Raw genomic sequence first — 2,510 nt, 5'->3', positions numbered from 1 at the left:
AGCGACGTCTACGGCAATCGTCTGACACTGCAACGCGATCGCTCCGACCGCATTCAGCGTCTGGACAACGGCGCCGGGCGCGCGCTGCTGTTGCGTTATGACCGTGCGCAACTGGTGGCGGTCGATTACCAGGTCTTCGTCCGGGGCGAGTGGGCCACCGAGCAAAACCTCGCCACTTACCGCTTCGATGCCCGCCAACGCCTGCTGGTCGCGAGCAATGCGGTGGGCGACAGCGAGCGCTACGACTACGACGACCACCACGTCATCCTCCAGCGCCAGTTGACCGGCGGCGCGAGCTTCTTCTGGGAGTGGCAGCGCGAGGGCAAGGCGGCGCGCTGCGTGCGGCATTGGGCCTCGTTCTCGCAGATGAATACCCGTTACGTCTGGAACGATGACGACGCCAGCGTGACCGTGCATTACGTCGACGGCACCGAAGAAGTCTACGTCCATGACGAACGCGCGCGGCTGGTGCGTCAGGTCGCGGCCGATGGCGGCGAGCAGCTCAAGGCCTATGACGCGCAGGGCCGCTTGATCGCCGAGCAGGATCCCTTGGGCGCGGTCACTGAATACCGCTACGACGAAGTCGGACGGCTGATCGCGCTGATTCCGCCAGACGATGCGCCAACGTCCTACGAGTACCGCAACGGTTTTCTTTACAAGCGTCGCCGAGGCAATGCGGTGTGGCTCTATCGGCGCAATGCCGAAGGTGCCGTCACCGAAGCGGTCGATCCCGACGGCCAGGTCACGCATTACTACTACAACCTGCGCGGCCAGTTGCTGTCGCTGCGTTACCCGGACAGCAGCCGCCATCGCTGGATGTGGAACGAGCTGGGCCAGCTCATCGAAGAAACCCTGCCGGACGGTGGCGTGCGGCGCTTTTCCTACGATGCGCTGGGGCGGCGGACTACCACCCAGGACGAATTTGGTGTTGTCAGCCATCAGCAGTGGGACGCGGCCGGCCGACTGATTCTGGCGACTTCTCCTACGGGAAGCACCCGCGCCTACAGCTACGGCGCCTACGGCCAGATCACCGCCGAGCGCGATGAACTGGGGCGCATCACCCGCTATGAATATGACGACGACCTGCACCTGGTCTCGCGGCGAATCAATCCCGACGGCACCCGCGTGCAGTACCGCTATGACCATGCGCGATTGCTGCTCACCGAGATTGAAAACGAATCGGGCGAAAAATACCGTCTGGATTACACGCCCACCGGATTGATCCGACAGGAAACCGGGTTTGACGGGCGGCGCACCGCGTATGTTTATGACCTGAATGGCCATCTGCTGGAAAAGACCGAGTCTGGTGATTTCGGCCCCAGCCTGGTTACCCGCTACGAGCGCGACAGCGCCGGGCGCTTGCTCGTCAAAACCCTGCCCGACGGGATCAAAGTCCGCTACGACTACGATCGCCTCGGCCGGCTGATCGGCGTCGATGACGGCCAGAATCATCCGCTGGCCTTTGAGTATGACCGCCAGGATCGCTTGATCACCGAGCACCAAGGCTGGGGCACCTTGCGCTACGCCTACGACGCTTGTGGCCAGCTCAAACGCCTGCGCCTGCCGGACAACAGCAAACTCGACTATCACTACGCCAAGGGCGGTGCGCTGAGCGCCATCGACCTCAACGGCACGCCGCTCACGCGCCACATCTACCAGTCCGGTCGCGAGCAGCAACGCCAGCAGGGTCTGCTGCTCAGTGAATATGCCTACGACGATCAGGGCCGCTTGCTCGCCCACGCTGTAGGCCATCGCCACGCCTCGCTGTACCGCCGCGATTATGCCTACAGCGCCAACGGCAATCTCGAGCACATCGCCGACAGCCGCCACGGCCAGCGCACCTACGGCTACGACGCCCTCGACCGGCTGATTCGTGTCAGCCATTCGCGCGACGAACTGCCCGAATCCTTCGCCCACGACCCGGCCGGCAACCTGCTGACGCAGGACCGCCCCGGCCCCGCACAGATCAAGGGCAATCGCCTGCTGAGGCAGGGCGATCGCCATTACGACTACGACGCCTTCGGCAACCTGATCCGCGAACGCCGTGGCCACGGCCAGCCCCTCGTCACCGAATACCGCTACGACTGCCAGCACCGCCTCATCGGCCTGACCCGCCCGGACGGCCAGACCGCCAGCTACCAGTACGACGCCTTCGGCCGCCGGATTCGCAAAACCGTCGACGGCACCGTCACCGAGTTTTTCTGGCAAGGCGAGCACCTCATCGCCGAAAGCAGCGCCACGCAGTACCGCAGCTTCGTCTACGAACCCGGCACCTTCCGCCCACTGGCAATGCTCGACGGCAAAGGCCCGAAAAAGGCCTGCCCGTTCTACTACCAACTCGACCACCTCGGCACCCCGCAGGAACTTACCGACTACAGCGGCGAAATCGTCTGGTCCGCGCAATACGACGCCTACGGCAAAGTCGCCGCCGTCACCCTCGCCGGCGAAGACTACCTCGACCAACCGCTGCGCTTTCAGGGGCAGTATTTCGATGTTGAAAGCGGATTGCA

The 2,510-nt window shown here is 63.9% G+C and carries 1 protein-coding gene; it reads left to right on the top strand.

Annotated features, from left to right (window positions below):
- Positions 1–2,510, top strand: a 2,510-nt coding sequence (locus CXF97_RS13940; RefSeq protein ID WP_178081188.1) for an RHS repeat domain-containing protein, incomplete at both ends; no start/stop codon positions are given.

Source organism: Pseudomonas sp. Choline-02u-1, from assembly GCF_002836515.1.
Classification (GTDB): domain Bacteria; phylum Pseudomonadota; class Gammaproteobacteria; order Pseudomonadales; family Pseudomonadaceae; genus Aquipseudomonas.
The sequence above is the reverse complement of the archived record's forward strand: the minus strand, read 5'-3'. Positions and strand labels throughout refer to the sequence as shown.